The sequence below is a fragment of the Luteolibacter sp. genome (assembly GCF_039920825.1).
In the GTDB taxonomy this organism is placed as follows: domain Bacteria; phylum Verrucomicrobiota; class Verrucomicrobiia; order Verrucomicrobiales; family Akkermansiaceae; genus Luteolibacter.
The window spans coordinates 29,943-47,008 of record NZ_JBDSCX010000037.1; the positions used below are offsets into that span (position 1 = coordinate 29,943).

At 61.6% G+C, this 17,066-nt stretch carries 11 protein-coding genes; 2 read left to right on the forward strand and 9 right to left on the reverse strand.

The annotated features are described in order from the left end of the window. Positions 1-11 precede the first annotated feature (11 nt). From ABIQ96_RS09060 to pssA, 9 genes are all read right to left on the reverse strand, one after another. Positions 12-2,777: a hypothetical protein gene (locus ABIQ96_RS09060; protein WP_348214250.1), complete on the reverse strand. Its 2,766-nt coding sequence runs from the start codon at positions 2,775-2,777 to the stop codon at positions 12-14. Positions 2,778-2,808: 31 nt separating this feature from the next. Continuing rightward, the gene (locus ABIQ96_RS09065) at positions 2,809-5,031 is read right to left on the reverse strand and encodes a hypothetical protein (RefSeq protein WP_348214251.1); all 2,223 of its coding nucleotides are present in this window, start codon (positions 5,029-5,031) and stop codon (positions 2,809-2,811) included. After that, complete coding sequence (locus ABIQ96_RS09070) at positions 5,028-6,998, reverse strand: VWA domain-containing protein (protein ID WP_348214252.1); 1,971 nt, start codon at positions 6,996-6,998, stop codon at positions 5,028-5,030. Before ABIQ96_RS09070 ends, ABIQ96_RS09065 begins: the two co-directional genes overlap by 4 nt. Before the next feature lie 3 nt (positions 6,999-7,001). Continuing rightward, on the reverse strand, positions 7,002-7,883 hold the full coding sequence (locus ABIQ96_RS09075) for a DUF58 domain-containing protein (RefSeq protein WP_348214253.1): 882 nt from the start codon (positions 7,881-7,883) through the stop codon (positions 7,002-7,004). Between the two features lie 30 nt (positions 7,884-7,913). Further along, complete coding sequence (locus tag ABIQ96_RS09080; RefSeq protein ID WP_348214254.1) at positions 7,914-8,894, reverse strand: AAA family ATPase; 981 nt, start codon at positions 8,892-8,894, stop codon at positions 7,914-7,916. A gap of 25 nt (positions 8,895-8,919) precedes the next feature. Next, positions 8,920-11,928 carry a hypothetical protein gene (locus ABIQ96_RS09085; RefSeq protein ID WP_348214255.1) on the reverse strand — a complete coding sequence of 1,003 codons (3,009 nt, stop codon included), beginning with the start codon at positions 11,926-11,928 and terminating at the stop codon, positions 8,920-8,922. 79 nt (positions 11,929-12,007) lie between these two features. Continuing rightward, a complete protein-coding gene (locus ABIQ96_RS09090) occupies positions 12,008-13,201 on the reverse strand; it encodes a KamA family radical SAM protein (RefSeq protein WP_348214256.1) in 1,194 nt (397 codons plus the stop codon). 116 nt (positions 13,202-13,317) lie between these two features. Then, positions 13,318-14,226: a M28 family peptidase gene (locus tag ABIQ96_RS09095; RefSeq protein ID WP_348214257.1), complete on the reverse strand. Its 909-nt coding sequence runs from the start codon at positions 14,224-14,226 to the stop codon at positions 13,318-13,320. 2 nt (positions 14,227-14,228) lie between these two features. After that, a complete protein-coding gene (gene pssA, locus ABIQ96_RS09100; protein ID WP_348214258.1) occupies positions 14,229-15,119 on the reverse strand; it encodes a CDP-diacylglycerol--serine O-phosphatidyltransferase in 891 nt (296 codons plus the stop codon). A gap of 153 nt (positions 15,120-15,272) precedes the next feature. Here pssA and ABIQ96_RS09105 point away from each other — a divergent pair, with 153 nt between their 5' ends. Together ABIQ96_RS09105 and ABIQ96_RS09110 are read left to right on the forward strand one after the other, a co-directional pair. After that, entirely contained in the window at positions 15,273-15,914 is a 642-nt protein-coding gene (locus ABIQ96_RS09105; protein WP_348214259.1) for a KH domain-containing protein, read from the forward strand. 206 nt (positions 15,915-16,120) lie between these two features. Further along, entirely contained in the window at positions 16,121-16,657 is a 537-nt protein-coding gene (locus ABIQ96_RS09110) for a rhodanese-like domain-containing protein (protein ID WP_348214260.1), read from the forward strand. Positions 16,658-17,066: the final 409 nt, after the last annotated feature.

The following is a 17,066-nucleotide window of genomic DNA, read 5'->3' on the forward strand; positions in this document are numbered from 1 at the left end:
GGATGGCGGTTTCAGGGAGTGAAGAAGCGTTTCACCGCTTCGCGATAGGGTTCCGGAATGGATTCCGGGGAAAGTGTGGAGGATTCGCCCCGGCGGGTTTCCGTGGGATGGATCTTTCCGGCCTCCGCGGTCTCGGGAAGCGGGGCGACGGGGCCGGTCTTGCTCTTGCCGTCGCCGGACTTGGAAGAACTTGCGAGAGGCTCGAACTCAAGCCGCTCGGGGCCGACGACGGGAAGGTCCATCGGAATCCCGCTTGTGGGAGCTCCCTGCGGTCCGGTCCCGCCCATGCCGAGTTCTCCGGCCGGAGCCTGGCCGCCCCCCGCGTCTCCCGGATTTTGTCCCAGCAGGGCTTTGAGCATTTGCTCGATGTTGGCATTCACGTCCGGCCTCGGAAGATCCAGTGCGGGGGCCTTCCCCATGACTGCTTCGGGAAAGGGTTCGGGTTTCGACAACAGGCGCTCCAGCAGTTCGCGGGCGAGTTCGGCGTTCGTGTAGGCGTCGTTCGCCTGGCCCGCCTTGCCGTGTGTGGCGGCGGCGTCCATCAGAGTCTCCGGCGCGGCCGCATCGAGATCTGCTAGAAATTGAAATGCGGAATCCACAAGCGGCGCCAGCATCGGCTCGCCGCCCTTCACGGAGTCCAGTCGCAGCTTCAGCTCGGTCTTGAAGTCACCGAGCGCCGCACGGTTCTTTTCCTGTGTCCCGGCCAGCGAGGGCAGAAGCCTGCGGTTTTGATTATCTCCCTGACGGAGCTCCTTTACGATGCTTCCGAACCGCTTGGCAACGGACACCTGGTTCTCATAAATCTGGCGGAATTTGGCCGCCATTTCCAGAATCCGTGCGGCATCCCGCGCGAGGGCGACATCCTCATCCAGCTGTTCCGCCTGCTCCTGCCGCCGGCCGAGGCGTTCCAACATCTCATCAATCGCCGCCTGCTGGCCTTCGCCTCCGGCAGGATCGATCTTTTCCAGCGCGTCGAGATTTTCACGCAGATCCGCCGCCTGTTTCTCAGCGAGTTCGGCGAGCCGCTTCTCAAGTTCGAACGCCGGAAAATCTCCAGCGATCTTTTCCAACAGATCCGCTCCGGCCCGCTGCGCGTCACGGGCTTCTTCGAGCGCCTTGGCCGCTCCTTCCGCATCACCTTTTTCGAGAGCGTCGCCAAGTTTCTCCAGAGACTCCCGCGCGTTTTCCATGGACTCGCGGGCGGCTTCGAAGCGCGCGCCGAATTGCGCGATGGTGGTCTTCGCCCGGATGTATTCGGCATACTGATCCTCGGAAATGATCTTGATGCGGGAGATCCCCGAAGAGCCGTGACCGAGCAGGGACGGATTGCGATCCGAGGCTTCGAGCATCAACTCGATGACCTGCCCGGCTTCGAGTCCCAAATCGTAGAGGTCGAGCTTGTCGTTGAACGCATAATTCCTGTCGTGAAGGTCCGGGGCGACCACACGGACCCGGTCCCGGAAGCCGGAAAGGGTGCGGACGAATTGGAGGCGGGACAGTGAGAAATCGTCCTCGGCGGTTCCCGCGATGGGAATCACGGACTTCGGTGTGGCCAGCAGCTGATGCGGTGGCGACGTCAGCTCGACCACCGGCGCGCGGTCAGGGAGGATCCGCAGGGCGAGGTCTAACGGCTGCGGTGCGGGAGTCCCGCGGAGGTCGCTGACCGTTGCTGAAATCCGTCCGGCAAGAGTGGCGGTCCAGGTGAAAGTCGCTTGGTGGGATGAGGAAATCGTGCCCTCGATGGTCCGGGGAACGGCTTCGACGCCAGGCGCGGCGGCGGGGGTGAAAATCAATTTGCCGGATGCCAGCGGACGGTTGCTGGTGAGCTCCAGTGAAACCGTGGAGCCCTCGATCGCTGCGATTTCATTCGTGTCCAACGGGAAGGAGCGGGCGGCCAATCCGGTGTAGGCGGGAGGAGTGGTTCTAACGACTCCCGAGAGGATTTTAGGCTCCAGCAGGATTTCAACCGGCACCCAGTGCGAACGCGCCTTGCCACAGGCGGTCGCGATATCCATGGATTCCGTTAGGCCGTCCAGCCGTCGTGAAAACCGTGTGGGTGACTCGCGGAATGCCGGCAGGCGCAGCACCTCTCCACTTCGTGAACGACGGATCAGGCATTCCACCGGATGGTCGATCGTTCCTCCGGTGATTTCCGCGACGAGCTGAAGGTCTCCGCCATAGACCGCGGAAGGTTGGGTCGGATCGATTCTAAAAACCAGCGGACTGTAGGGGGGGATATCCGTATCCGGATGCAGCAAACGCTGGGAAACCGTCGAGAACGCCGCAGGCGCCGAGCTGCGGAAGATTGCGATGGCGATCACCGGAATGGCGAGGGCGACCATCGCCCTGCCAATCAACCGCCACGGGAAAATTTTCCCTAACGGAAGTTGCTTGAGCGAGGCTGACGCTGCTTCCAGCGAGCGGCGGGTGAGCATTTCCGCAAGCGGTGTCGCGGCGGCCGCGGGATCCAGCGAGAGGGCTGCGGCGGCCGGCTCCCGTGGATCTGCCAGAGCGGCATCCGCCTTTGCCGCTGCCTCGGCGGAGCCCACCGTCAGGGCGCGGATCAGTGCTGTTAGTCCGGCGGCTCCGGTGAGTGCCAGGAGGGAAAGCGTGATCGCCTTCCGTCCGCCCGTCTCGAAACCGGCGGCCCAGTCCGCCAGTCCGAATATCAGCCACAACAATCCCGCGACGGCGGCAAGCGCCAGCACGGCGGCCGCGGCGCGACCCGTGCCGAGGAGCAGCCGGACGCGGCGGAGTTGTTGGGAAAAGTCGGACATGGAGAGTGGATGAAGTTACATGAGGGACGATTTAAGCCAATCCCTGTCTCCGGCGGAAGAACCATTCCGCGCCGAGCAGGGCGGCGATGAGCAGGGCGACGATCGCGTGATTCCAGACAGGCTTCCAGACCGCTCCGGATTCGCGGCTGGCGGGAGGATTCGCGACCATCTCGCGATTGAGAAATGCGGCGAAGTCTGCGGGGAGGACGGACTGTCCGCCGGTGGCCGTGGAAATGGATTTGAGGAACTCCGGATCCGGCGAAAGGTCGTCGATCTCGCGGGGAGGCAGGGGAACGGAAAACGTCACCTCCGGCGCAGGCGGTGCTTTTTCCCGCGGATCTACGAGGGAGAGTTTCCAATCGCCGGGAGCGTCCGGAGTGAAGGATGCCCGCCACGACGGCCGGCCGGATGGATCGGTTAGGGTGGCGGGTTGAATGCGGGAGGACGTGCCCGATGGCGAGGTGACCTGCATGACCGGCTGCGGCACGGGGCGCTGGCCGCGGTAGGAAATGGCCGCCGCCACCGGCACGCCCGACAGTCCGCGGTAGGAAGGGAGGCGGAGCGAGAAATCCTGCCCCGGAAGGAACTCCGAGTAGGATGCCATCCACTGGATCAACTGGGTCCAGAAATCCTCATAACAATTTCCGAGCTCGCGCGCTTCCGGATAGAAATCCCATTTCCACAGGCCGTCGCCGTTGACGAGACCCGCCACTCCCTGTCCATACCGCCGGACAAGCAATGCCGGGAATCTGCCTGATAGTGAGGTGGTTCCTTCCGGCATCCCTTCCGCGAGCACCCTCGTGAAGGGCTTCACCTGCGAGATCTGCCGCCCGTCCCTGAGGGTGGGCAGGGAAGTCCACAACGCTGAATCCGGTGCCGGCAGGGCTTCGCCGAAAAGGCCCGCGGCCTCGCCGTCGCGCGTCGGCATGAAACGGAAATCCGAGGCGCTGGCGGACGCCCAGACGACCGGTTCCAGCGGTTCGATCTCAGGAACATTTCCGGTGGTCGGCTTGCCGCGGGCGAACAGGACCGCGCCGCCGCGGTCGCGGACGTAGGTTCTCAATGCCTCGGCGCGCTCGGGTGTTAGGAATGGATCGGTATTCTTGCCGAAGATGATCAGGTCGTAGCGGGAAAGTTCCTCAAGCGTGGCGGGGAAGACGGGGTGGTCGGTTTCCGAGGGTTCGTCCGTGCCGCTGTCGATCCGGAAATAGCGCTTTTCCGACAAGCGGTGCACGGAGTGGACATCCATCTGCGGCTGCTGCCGGAGCAACTGGGCGAGGAATTTGCTATCCCAGTAGGGCGCGCCCTCGGCGAGGAAAACCCGTGTCTTGGAATGGATCACGCGGATGGCAAGGGCCGCGCGGTTGTTCGCCTGGCGGACTTCGTTCGGAACCGCCGGTGTTTCGATGGTCCAGCGGACGGAAGCCGAAGGGGCGGTTAGATCGAACGAGGCGGCCACGGTTTTTCCCGGAGGGATGTCGAGCGTGAGGCTTTTGAGCTCCGCCGCGTTTTCGTCGCGCAGGGTTACAACGGCGTGCAGCGGATCGAGGCCGATCGATTGCAGGGAGAACGGGATGTGCAGCGGCTGGCCGGGGAATGCGGTGAGCGTGGCGCGCGACTGATGGAGAACCAGATCCGGCGGCGGACTTCCCGCGCCGATGACCACCGTGTGCACCGCTGTATTCCGGCTGCGGGCGCGGAGGGCGAGGGCGTCGATTTCAGCAGGGGAGGAGTTGAGTGTTTCGCGACCATCGCTGAGGACGATCATCCCTCCGAGCGATTCACCTGCGGCCGCGGCATCCTGCAGCACCTGTGAAATGGAGGGAATCAGGTGGGTGCCCTTGCCATCCGCTGCGGGCAGCGAATCCGCGGACGTGGAGGCGGCTACGGAATCTGAAAACGGATGAATCCGCAGCGGAACTCCCACCGATTCCGCGCGATCCGCAGTTAGGCGGACGAGGGCGGCGGCCGCCGACGCGCGGGTGTCGCTTCCCTCCGTCTTCTGCGCCATGGAGGACGAGACATCGGTTAGGATCACCCATGGCCGGGCCTGTTCCTCGACCGGATTCACCCATTTCCCGGGATTGAACAGGATGGCGAGCAACGCGGCGATTCCTAACAAGCGAAGGACGGCCAGCAGCGATCGTGTTCCCGCCGGCAACCCGACGGAGCCGCGCCACGCGGCAAAGCCCGCGAAGCCGATGACGGCGAGCGCGAGCGGAACCAGCAGCGGAAGTGGGAAAATCGGGTTCACGCGGAGACGGGCCGGTTGGAGCGGAGATTGACGAAGCTCTCGACGAGCAGGCAGGAAATGGCGGAGAGCGCCAGCCAAGGCCAGAGTGGGATGCCGCGAGATAGAGCCGCCTGGCGGGCGAGCGATTCGCCGGGTGCGGCGCTGTTCCCGAATGCGGGTGCCGATTCCATGGGCCGGAGGTCGGATTCGGATTCCGGGAAATTGATGGCCGTTAGATCGATTGCCTGGCCGGAGATTTCCCAACGGTAGATTCCTGGAACCGCCGGGACGCGGGATTGCAGGAGCATCCCGTCCGTGGTGGTGGACTCCATGGTTTCCACGGCAGAGCCATCCGGACCGATGAGCTTGATCGCGCCGCCTTGCGCGGGGTCGGTGGAGACCTTTGAAAGCAGCGCTCCGGGAAGGGCCTGCGGGAGCCCGGCGGCGGAATTCGGACGGGTGCGGAGGATGATTTCCGCGAAGGCCGGAAGGAATCCGCCTTGGGTTGGCCAATCGGATTTCGCGGGATCTAACGAAAGGTTGAAAAAGAGGATCGGTGCCTGTCCGGTGGGGATTTCAAAGATGGCGGGAACTCCGTCGGAGTAGGAAGCGATCAACCGGATTTCGGCGAGTGAGGCGGGCAGCCGGAGGCGCTCGCGGAAATTGCCGGAGAATGGATTTCCGAAATCCCCCGAACGAAAAAGTTGAATCGCGGGATGCGCCTCGTTGGGAAGAATCTGCCAACCCGTGGCGGAGGTTTCCAGAGTCGGCGTGTTGCCGGCGGACTCCGCTAACAATTCGCGGAGTGCGGCTTCGGGAACGGACGCGGAATCATGAACCAGCACGGTGATGCCGCTTTCCGCATCCGCTTTGAGCGATTTGGAATCCGTCCATGAGGAAACGACGCGGATGTCGCCGGGGCCCGGGGTGTCGATGGCTTCGAGCCAGGGCAATGCGGCGATGACTTTTGAAATCACCTCCGCGGCCGGCGGGGAATCGCTGATGCGGATGGCGTCGAGAACCCGGATGACCGAATGGCGCGAATCGTCTCCTGGAAAAGCGTCGGCCTCGATGGAAGCGGTCACCGGAAGCGGTCCCGGGTTGGCGGGGCGGAGGATGAATGCGGTTTCGGTTTCGCCCCACGGCGGAAGATCGAGGGCTTGCGACTGGCGGGAACCGTCGGCATCGAGCGTGAGCTGGGTGCGGACGGGATCCGGGGAGAAGTTTCTCACACTGGCGAGCAGGGTGGTTTCCTGGCCGGCAACAGGCTGTGTCGGTTGGGAAAGCAAACGGGTGACTGCCAGATTCGGCGGCGCTCCGGTGGCGACGCGGAAGGTTTTCGGTTTGATGTCCGGCGGTAGTGCGGGCTGGAAATCCTTCCATGCGGACGATTGGAAATCGGATAGAACGATCAGTTCTCGCCGGCCCTGAACGGAAGCAAGCTGGCGGAGCGCCAGGTCGAAGGCGGCGGCCAGCGCGCCGGGTTCGGGCTTGGGAACCGCCTTGTTGAGCAGGTTTGTTAGGAAATCGAGATTCGGACCTGGCTCGGGGAACGCCGCATCCGGTTCGGCATCGATCCACACCAGGTTGGCGGCGGTGGGCCGCGCCTCCGCGAGGAAACGCGAGGCCTGCGCGCAGGCGGTTTCGAAGCGGCTGCCGGCCCCCTCGCGGGCGACCATCGAGGCGGACCGGTCGATCATGATGACGACAGTGGATTTCTCTCCGGGCAGTGGCGCATCCTTCGAGACCAAAAACGGCGAGACGAATGCGGCGGCGAGAGCGATGAGGGCCAGCGTGCGGAGCGCGAGCAGCAAGTGGTCCTTCGGGCGGCGGATGCGCGCGGTGCGGCGGATGACGCGCCGCAGGAAGTCGATGTTGGAAAAGCGGTATTCCGGCGGTTTCGCCCGAGATAACAGATGCACCAGCAACGGCAGCCCCGCGAGTGCGAAGAGGCCGAGCAGCGCGGGGTATTGGAAGAAGAGGCTCATCGATCAGTGGGTGCGGAGGCGATCGAAGAGGGTGAAGTAGCTGTCAGTGGTCGAGCAGAGAGCGTAGTCCGCGTTGCGGCTGGCGGCCAGCGAGCGGAGGGCGCGGGAGTGGCTGAGGATTTCCGCATCCCAGGATTCGCGGATCGAGTGGGGATGGGCGGTAAGATGGGCGGAGGTTTCCATGTCCACGAAGCGCGACAGGCCGCGATCCTTCAGTTTCAGTTCGTCGGGATCCAACAGATGGAACAGATGGACCCGGAAGCCGCGGTGGAGATAGGGATTGAGCGCCTTGAACAGATCCGCCGGGTCGCAGAAAAAATCCGATAGAACGACAAGCGTTCCCTTGCGCTTGAGCAGCGGCTGGGCGCGGGCGAGGGTCTCGGTGATCGAGGTGCCTGAGCCGGGGCGGTTGTTCTCCAACAGCCCGAGCAGGTCGTGCAGGTGCTTGCGGGTCGAGCCTGGCGGGAGGAATTTCCGGATGCCCTCGTCGAAGAGTGTTAGGGAAACGCGGTCGTTTTTCGAAATGACCCACCACGCGAGGGAGGCGGCGTAGAACGACGCGTATTCGAGCTTGGAAAGGCGCGTGGAGTTTTCGGGAAATCCCATGGACGCGGAGCAATCGAGGAAGACATGGCATTCCAGGTTCGTCTCCTGCTCGTAGGTGCGGAGGAACATCTTGTCGTTGCGCGCGAAGACCCGCCAATCGACCTTCGCCGGATCATCGCCGGGAGTGTATTGGCGGAACTCGTGGAACTCGATGGACGAGCCGCGCTGATGGGAGCGGTGGCGTCCCGACAGATAGCCCTCCACCATCGCCTTGGCTCCGAACTCGTAGTTCTTGAGACGGCGGATGTCGGCGGGATCGAGGAACCTGAAGGAAGGCATGAAATGAAACGGGATGAGCCGTAACGGCGGTTAGATCTTTTCAAGCAGCTTCGTGATGATCTCATCCGTGCCGATTCCCTCGCCGGTCGCATTGTAGTTGGGAATGATCCGGTGGCGCAGGACGGGGAGGGCGACCGCCCTGACCTCGTCGGTCGAGGCGGAGGAATTCCCGCGCAGCAGGGCGAGCGCTCGGGCGGCGCGGGCAAGGCATTGCGAGGCGCGCGGGCCGGCACCGTAGGCGATGTAGTTCTTCACGTCCGCAGTGGCATGTTCCGAATCCGGACGGGTTGAGTGAACGAGCTTGAGAATCGTCTGGATGACCGATTCCGGAAGCGGCACGTCCACCGCGGCCTCCTGCAGATCGAGCACCCTGGCAGAATCTAACAAAATCGCCGGTTGCTCCGCCGACCGGCCGGTGGTGCGGCGGATGATTTCCGCCTCCTGCTCGATGGTCGGGTAGCCGATGTTGAGCTGGAAGAAAAAGCGGTCGAGCTGGGCCTCGGGCAGCGGATAGGTGCCTTCGTGTTCGATCGGGTTCTGGGTGGCGAAAACCGTGAACGGTTCGTCGAGCTTGCGGGTCTGTCCGGCGACGGTGACCTGTTTTTCCTGCATCGCCTCCAGCAGCGCGGCTTGTGTCTTCGGCGGCGTGCGGTTGATTTCATCCGCAAGGATGAGGTTGGCGAAAATCGGGCCGGGTACGAACTTGAACGAGCGCTCTCCCTCCGGGGAATTCTGGAGGATCTCGGATCCGACGATGTCGGTGGGCATGAGATCGGGAGTGAACTGGATGCGCTGGAACTTGAGCCCTAGGATCCGTGCGAGCGTGGAAACCAGCAGCGTCTTCGCCAGCCCCGGCACTCCGACTAACAGGCAGTGTCCTTTGCAGATGAGGGAAGTGAGGAGCTGCTCGACGATCTCGTCCTGGCCGACGATGACGCGGGCGGTTTCCGAGCGGACTTGGGTGACGGTTTCCTGGAGGCGGTCCCAGCGGGCGGCGGCTTGTTCTGACATGGAATTGCGGTGGTTGGAATGAGGGTTACTCGGACTCTTTGAGGGCATCCGCATCGGCGCGGGAGAGGATCTGGAGATTGAGGCTGACGGCGGTTTTTTCCGCCTCCTTTTGGGCCAATGCCGTCAACAGATCCGGATGATCGTTCTCGGGCTTCACGGGGACAGCCTTGCCGTCGATGATCCACCAGACGGTGGCCGCTCCGGAACCGCGGTCGGATGAAATGGTTCCGTAGATGACGCCGGTCGCGTTTTCCGGGACTCCGGTGAATTGAAAAAGTTGGATGCAGGCGGAGAAAACCGATTTAGGTGAATTATAGGATTCGGACATTTCCTCCTGCTTGGAAGTGTCATTCTCATCGCCGTCCGCAGGCTTCGCTTTCTTCTCAGGGAGGTCCATTTTGAAGGCGAATGCCTCGAGCCCGGGCGGAAAAGGAGACGGGCTGATATTCATGAAGCAGCGGCTGTTCCTGGAAACATCGCCAGCGAGATGCTGAAGGTGCTTTTCGAGTGACTCTTTGTTGATTTGAAAACCGACATCCACGCCCATGACTCCGGGCATGTCCTTGTGGTTGTATTGTTCCGCGTCCCTTCCGATAACGGTCAGTGCCGGTTGGCGGACGCCGTCGGGAATGGCGAGCTCGCCGGGTTCCTCGTACCAGGCGAGCCAGGCCGCCCGTTCGTCATCGGTGAGTGTTTTCAGATAGGGATGAATTTCCAGAGGCTGCTTGGTAGCGGCAGTGGCTACGATTTCCTTGAGACGCCGCGGGGGAACCTTAGAGGCGTCGGGAAGCGGAGGGAGCGGCTCGCCGGCGAGACGGGCCCTGCCTCTGGGAATCACGATTTCGGCGTAGCTCTTTCCGGTGACGGCGGCCGCCGGCACGAGCTTTTCGCGGAGTTCGCTATCCACGGAAGATTCAAAGGCAATGGCCGCGTAGTCGCCGAGTGTTTTTCCAGAGCCGGTGCTCCGCCGTGAGACGGCTTCCGGCAGCTCGCGCACGTCTGCTAGAAGAGTCTGCCAAGCCTTGGTCTCTCCGGGGGGAACCGTGCGGATGGTGTTGGTTTTTTTCCCATCTCCTCCATCTTCTTCATCCGGTCCATACGAGCTCCGCATGGTGTATGAGATGAATGTTCCGCGGATGACGGGATCTTCCGCCGCGACAGCACCGGCGAGCAGTGCAAGCAGCAGGCGGCGGGGCGGGGCGTCCGACAGGCTTTGGGCGAACGCCGCAATCGAGGCGGTCGCGGCTTTCGGATCTTCTTTCGCGATCTCCCGCGCCCTTGCCTGGGGGGATTTTCCGGAGACCTGGCTTTCGAGTTGTTTAATGAAAGGCTCGATGTTCTTTGCATTGCGGATGTCATAGGGAAGACCCCGGATTTCGTCCCAATCCGTGCCTGGTCCCAACTCCTGCCGCAGCGCTTTCACATAGAGATCGAGAAACGGCTTCGCGGCGGACTTGCGGGTCTTGACGTAGGATTGGGCGATCGTGATCTGGCTGGCCGGGGAGGGGTCCTCGAGCATGTGGGTTTCCAGCGCTTTCAGGACTTCCGGGTTGCCGGAGGTAGTTAGAATTTCCGCGGCTTCACTTTTCTGTTCGGACGACCCTTCCCGCAGAAATGCGAGGGCGAGGTCGTCCGGCGAATCGTCGCGATGTTGCTTCCAGAAATCCAGGGTCAGGTCGCGGATGGTCTGGGCGTCGGCGGAAGAGATTTCCCCATCAGGATCGGGCAACGTGGAGGCTAACAGGTTTTTGGCAAGGTCGCCGCGGCTGGCGGGGCGGTTCATGTCGTGATAGCTCTTCAGGATGCGGTCGGCCGGGCTGTCGTCCGAGTCGTGGTAGGAGTAGCCGCTTGCTTCGGGATTGGGGTGGATCGTCAGGTAGGGATCGTCGATGAGGGCGGCGAGCACCGGCAGGGCGGCGGTTCCCAGCTGGAGGGTGGGTTGGGTGATGTCGGGTTTCTCCTCGGATTTTTCTTCAGGCTTTTCTTCGGGAGTGGCGGGTTTTTTCACCAACAGCCAGGTGCCCGCCCGGCCGAGCGAACCCCCATCTTCCATTGACATCTGCCTGAGATATTCCGCGCGGTATCTCGCCGGGATCCCAGCGAGCTGCCTGGCGATCTCCGGTGGGATAGATGGGCCTGATTTCTGAGCCGAAGGCTCTTCGACCATCCAGTGGATCGACTCGACCGCGCGGGGATCCAGCTCGACGCCGTCGAGTTTGAGTGGTGGCGGCGATGCGCCGGACGCCCGCTTGGACAACGGGTCGACCAGCAGGGCCGCGGCTTCGCGATCATTCCATCCGCGCGGGAATCTCGCCACCAGCGCGACGACCTCCTTGTGATAGGCCTTCCAATCCTTGGTCTGGAAAAAAGCGTCGGCAGCGCTTTTGTATTGCTGTTGGCCGAGATGGTTGATGGCTCCATCGACGACGGATTCCCGGTCGGGAGTGGTTTGAAGCAGCGCGGAAGCAAGATCATTGGCGAGCCGGGTGTCACCTGTCTGATAGATCTGGGTGGCGAAAAGCAGCAAAGGCCCGGGAGCCATGCCATTCTGGCGTCCGTCGTAGGAATCGTAGTCGCTGAGGCTGTTTTTCTTCGCTTGTTTTTCCAATTCCGGCAGGAGTGATTTGACGTCCTTGGCTAGATCCGCCTCCACGGGGGCCGGTTCCTTTTTCGGCCCTCCGCCCAGCAGTTTTCCAATGGCCCCGGTGGACTCGGCGGGCTTTTCCGCATCTGACTGCAACTCCGTCGCGGTCAGCGTTCCGAACAATACCACCTGGCGTTTTCCTTCCGCCGTCGGTGGAAGGAGCCACGCGTTGCCTTTCATCCCTTTGGGCAACTGTCCGTTTTCCCTTTGGTTTTCCGTCATCGATTCCGGCAGAACGGACCATTTCGTTCCGCTGGGAAGAGGCGGCAGGCCGAGTGCGGCGAGCTGTTTGAAGCCTTGGGAAAAATCGACGGGTGCGGACTCCTCCGCCACGCACCACGGTGCGAACAGCAGGAACGCGGAGGCGTAAAACCATCGGCCGGGGAGCATCCCCAATCAACTAACGGCTGGATGGGGTGGGAGAAAGCTTCTTTTCGTGAAATTTCAGTGAATGCCGGGAATCTTCCATTCACGAACACCGGCACACGGCCTTCTGGTGCAGCTCTTCCAACTCCGCAGCCGGGATCGGCGTCGGATCCGGGTATTCGAAAATTTCTCCCTCGAAGTTCCGCAACGTGATGCGTCCTTCCGAGGTATCGACGACGTAGTTCGGATTGATCGGGATTTTTCCGCCACCGCCCGGGCCGTCGATGACGAACTGAGGAATCGCGTAACCGGTGGTGTGGCCGCGCAGGCCTTCGATGATCGCCACGCCTTCCGCCACGGGAGTTCTGAGGTGGGACGAGCCATTGATAAGATCGCACTGATAGAGATAATACGGCTTCACCCGGCACATCAGCAGCTTCTGAACGAGCGCCTTCTGGACTTCCACGCTGTCGTTCACGCCGCGCAGCATCACGCTTTGGTTGCCGAGCGGGATGCCGGCGTCGGCGAGGCGGCCGAGAGCGTCGCGGACTTCGGTGGTGAGTTCGCGCGGGTGGTTCGTGTGAATCGAGATGAAAAGCGGATGATGCTTTTTCAACATCGTGCAAAGTTCCGGAGTGATCCGCTGCGGCAGGAAAATCGGAATCCGCGAGCCGATCCGGATAAACTGGATGTGCGGGATCGAGCGGAGACGCGTCAGGATTTTATCCAGCTTGTCGTCCGAAAAGAGCAGGGGATCGCCGCCGGAAAGCAGGACGTCGCGGATTTCCGTGTGCTTTTCGAGGTATTTAAAAGCCGGCTCCCATTGCGTTTCCAAATGCTGCTCGCCGACACCCGAGACCACCCGCGACCGGGTGCAATAGCGGCAATACGACGCGCAGCGGTCGGTCACGAGAAACAACACCCGGTCCGGATAGCGGTGCACCAATCCGGGCACCGGCATGTGCGAATCCTCACCGCACGGATCGGCCATTTCCTCGGGTGCGTTCCAGCCTTCCTCGATCCGCGGAATGACCTGGCGGCGGATCGGGCAATCCGGGTCATCGCGGTCGATGAGATTGAAAAAGTGCGGCGTGATCGCCATCGCCAGCTTGGTTCCGGCGAGCAGCACGCCGGCGCGCTCCACATCGGTCAGGTTCAGTCGGAGTTCGAGATCGGCGAGGGAATCCACGCGGTTTCTCAACTGCCAGCGGTGGTCATCCCAGTTTTCCGTGGCGTCGTCCGACCAATAGCCGGGGGCATGGGAAATGAAGGTGGGGTCAAGGTCGGTGGGGCGCATTTAGAAGTGGGGCTGGGATCGGGGAATGCATCGGGAGCGTTCCGCCGACTTCGTATAAGTTGTGATTTTGGACCGCATCGGGAATTGCGCAACCGGGAATGTTAGCCGGGCCCTCGTCATTTTTCAGCGCAGCGGCGGATGAGTTCGATCAAACGCCCGGTGGAAGCGGCCACCGTCGGCGCGAACGGAAGCCGATCATCCTCATCCTCGTCAGTCAGTTGCGCGCGCGTTGCCACCCGGACGGCGGGCAAATCCATTTCAAAAAGCATGCTCGCTAAATCCGTATCATCCCTAAGGCAAACGACTTCCGCGCCGTAAACCGCGCCCAGCCCGGAAATCCGGCCGAGCGGTGCGGCGGAAACATCGCGGGACGTCAGCCACAGCGTTTCGCCCGCACCCATCGCTTCCACGCAGAGCAGCGCGTGGGGTTTGCCAGTCAGCTTGGCAAGTTCGTGAAATTTTGTGGCGGTTTGAAGAACCGACGATTCGACATCGTTCGAGTGTGGTAGGAAAATAAAATGCACCGGATGGTTCGGCTTGTCGCGAGCCAGTGCTTGGGCGGCGGCGAGCGTCGCGGCGAGGCCGGTGGCATTGGCCTCCGCGCCTTTCGATCCCTGGCGGCTGTCGTAGGAAGTCACCACCCAGACCGGCGCGGCGCCCGGATCTTTCCCGATCAGCGTCACTTGAAGAATCGGCCACTTCGCAGGGCCGTGGGTTTTCTTTACCGGATAGCCGGTATTCGAGGGACCGAGCACGCCTTCGATCATCGACGCCGTGCGCGAGAGATTCGTGGCGGCCGTCTCAGACGATGCGTTTCTCTCGCCGATGACCTCCACGATTTTCCGCAGATCATCCGCCAGCAGGGGAGCTGAAACGTTTTTCGAGAACCGCTCCTGCTCCACCAGCGCCTGCTGTTTTTCCCGATGAAAATAATACCACATCGCCCCGCCGCCGGACGCTAACAACCACAGCGGAAGAATCACTAGCAGAACGGGGACCCTGCGGGAGAGTTTCGCAAAGGCCATGCTCATACTTCCTTTCGCACTTCTTCGTCTGGCAGAGTTGCCGACGGTTCATCGTCCGTTTCCACCTCGATTTCCTTCCGCAGCTTTTGGGAAACCCAAGGCCGGATGAAACCGTAAAGCAGGAACAGGCTGAAAAGCACCACCGGCATGACATAGCGGAATTGCACGGTGGCGAATACCAACAACAACGCGATGACGATGGCTCCCAAGGTCCCGCGCGTTTTCCAATCCACTCTTTTGAAACTCGGATAGCGCACGTCGCTGATCATCAGTAGCGAAAGTCCGAGCATCGCGCTTGCAAGGATGTATTTCCAGATGCCGAGTTGGAGCTCGTGGTCGCTTTTGTAAAGGTCGATGAGCAGGAACGTCAGCGAGGCGATGAACCCCGCCGCCATTGGGATCGGAAGGCCGCGGAAATCGCTCGAGGCACCCGGCTTTTTCGGCAGGGCCGCGAGACAGTTGAAACGCGCCAACCGCATCGCACCGCAGACCAGATAAACCAGTGCGATCGCCCAGCCGGCGTTGCCCAACGGGAAAAGCACCGCCTTCGAAAGCAACATCGCCGGAGCCATGCCGAAGGAAATGATGTCAGCCAGCGAATCGAACTCACGCCCGAACGGCGATTCCTGACCGCCGAGCCGGGCCAGGCGACCGTCGAGCAGGTCGAATAAACAGGATCCGAAAATCAGCAGGATCGCGTATTCGTAGTAGCGCCGGGAAATTTCGTAATACTCCTTCGCCGACAGCGGCAACTCACCGGTATTCTTCTGCACCTCGATGAGACCCTTGAAAATCATCAGCACCGCGAAAAATCCGCACGCCAGATTCAGTGCCGTCATCAGGTTCGGCAGAAAATAGATTTTCGGTTCGTCAGGATCGCGTTCCCTCGGCATGGCAGGAGCTTATTTCACGGCAGGGGATTTGGAAACAGCGTAAAAATTCGCTCCCGGCCCGTGTCGGCCCGCGCCCGGGCACCCGATCCTGCGATCAGTCTGGATTTTTCGTTTGAGCGAAGGTTTCCATATGTTTATATTACGGACGTTTCCATGGCCAATCGAGTTTCTAAAATCGCCAGTTCCCTCAAACAGCTCGGAGAAATCCAAGTGAACGAGTGGGATTTCATGGCGCTCCTCAACACCGAGCTCAACGAACTTGAAATCTCCGAATCCCTGCGGCGGTTGGGGAATCTCCACGTCATGGACTGGGATTTCAGGACCGTCTTGCCTGCGGTGAAAAAAACCGCGAACCAGGAAGTCGATGTCGTCAGCTTCCTGAAGCGGACCGCCGAATATAAAGTGATGGACTGGGATTTCCGCAGCGTTCTGCCCGCGGAGTCCAAACCCGTACCGAAACCCGCGCCCCGGCCAGAGCGGAAAACCATCAGCTCGGAGGAAATGCAGGCGATCACTCTCAGCCTGAAAAACTTCCTCCAGTTCGTCACCCTGAGCCTCATCGACGAGCCGAACCACGCCCAGATCAAAGTCATCGAAATGGGTCCCACCGGCCTGCGCTTCAAGCTCATCATGGTGAAAAGGGATGTCGCCACCCTCATCGGCAGGGACGGCACCACCGCCGCCGCCATCCGCAATATCCTTAAAGCGCGGGCCGAAACCCACGGCGTCCAGGCCTTGTTGCAAATCCACTCGCACGAAGAAGAAGCCGCCCTCCTCGCCAAGGAAACCCGCTAACGAGGAATCCCAAGGATCGGCGGACTCCGATGCGCCGTGCCCGTGAAATGATCAAGTGCATCGCGAAGCACATCTCATCGCCTTTCCATGGGCCTCGGCGATTCGGAGATCGCCGCTCCTCGTGTCCCTCTCCATCACAGCCACCCTCCGCGCCGACCCCGGATCACATGGTTGTTTTCCCCGGCAGGGCGGCTACCGTCCCGCCGATGCAAGTTGCCGACCTGACCGCCGAATCCCCGATGGGAGTGATTCTCGAAACCTTGCCCGGAGCGCGTCGCGCCATTTTCGCCCGCTACCACCTCGGCGGCTGCCAGAGCTGCGCGTTTTCCAACGAGGAAACCCTCGCCGAACTTTGCGCCCGCTCCGAGATCCCCGTCGACGAAGTGCTCGCCCATCTCCTCGCCAGCCACGTCCATGATTCCGCCATGTGGATGGAGCCCGCCACCGCTAAGGCGGAAATTTCCTCCCTGCGCCTCATCGACCTGCGGACCCGTGAGGAACACGAAGCTGTTGTTATTCCCGGGTCGGAATTCTTCACCCAGGAACTCCAACAGAAACTCTTCGCCGGCGATTCCAATACCCGCATCCTTCTCTACGACCACAGCGGGAAAAATGTCCTCGACCAGGTCGCCTGGTTCCGCGGCCACGGCTTCAACCAAACTTACGGCCTGCTAGGCGGAATCGACGCATGGAGCCGGGAAATCGATCCCTCCATCCAGCGCTACCGCATCGAAATGGATTGATGCGGATCCGGCCTGGCTTGGCTCAACCCCTACCAGCTCAGCTCCACCTTTGGTGAAGTCAGAGCCTTGTCGGCATGGGTCAGGCGGCGGGTGAGGTTGTATTACTGGAAGCAGTGGAAGCAGCCGCGCACGCGTCGTCGCAACTTGTTAGCTCTGGGTGCCGATCCAGACAAGGTGCACATGGCGACGCGGAGTCGCAAAGGCTATTGGCGGATGAGTCAGAATGAAATTGTGCGATACGCGCTGAACAATCGTTGGTTAGAGGAGCAAGGAGTTCCGGACATGGAAGCCATCTGGATCGTTCTTCACTACGGGGCACAGGCCCCAAGCTGATTGGAACCGCCCTGTACGGAGCCGTACGCAGGGTGGTGTGGGACCCGGGAATTAACTACTCCCGGGGACCCGATTC